Source organism: Streptomyces amakusaensis (assembly GCF_039532665.1).
Lineage (GTDB): Bacteria > Actinomycetota > Actinomycetes > Streptomycetales > Streptomycetaceae > Streptomyces > Streptomyces amakusaensis.
Window position 1 is genome coordinate 1 of record NZ_BAAASB010000089.1, and the last position, 734, is coordinate 734.

A 734-nucleotide genomic window follows, 5' to 3' on the forward strand; every position below is an offset into this window, starting at 1 on the left:
GCCGCGGTCTCCGCTCTCGGTCTGCGCAAGTCGTACGGGGAGAGGACCGTGCTCGACGGCGTCGATCTGGCCGTCCCCGAGGGTTCGGTCTTCGCGCTGCTCGGCCCGAACGGGGCGGGCAAGACCACTGTCGTGAAGATCCTCTCGACCCTGGTCTCCGCCGGTCGGGGCAGCGGTGAGATCCGTGTGGGCGGTCACGACCTGGCCGCCGATCCGCAGGCGGTGCGTGCCGCGATCGGTGTCACGGGTCAGTTCTCGGCGGTGGACGGTCTGATCACGGGTGAGGAGAACATGCTGCTCATGGCGGATCTGCATCACCTTCCCCGGCGTGAGGGGAGGCGGGTGGCGGCCGAACTCCTGGAGCGTTTCGATCTGGTGGAGGCGGCGAAGAGGCCCGCGTCGTCCTATTCCGGGGGGATGAAGCGCCGGCTGGACATCGCGATGACGCTGGTCGGCGGTCCGCGGATCATCTTCCTCGACGAGCCGACCACCGGTCTGGACCCGCGTTCCCGGCACAACATGTGGGGGATCATCCGCGAGCTGGTCGCCGGCGGGGTGACCGTCTTCCTCACCACCCAGTATCTGGAGGAGGCGGACGAGCTGGCCGACCGTATCGCCGTGCTCAACGACGGCAGGATCGCGGCCGAAGGGACCGCCGAGGAGCTGAAGCGCCTGATCCCGGGCGGGCACGTCCGGCTCCGCTTCACCGACCCGGCCGCCTACCGCTTCGCCGC

General features: G+C 69.6%; 1 protein-coding gene. It reads left to right on the plus strand.

Going from position 1 to position 734, the window contains the following annotated elements; genetic code table 11:
- Window positions 1-734 (plus strand): ABC transporter ATP-binding protein (locus ABD371_RS35755; RefSeq protein WP_344486966.1); only part of this gene is annotated, 734 nt, incomplete at both ends.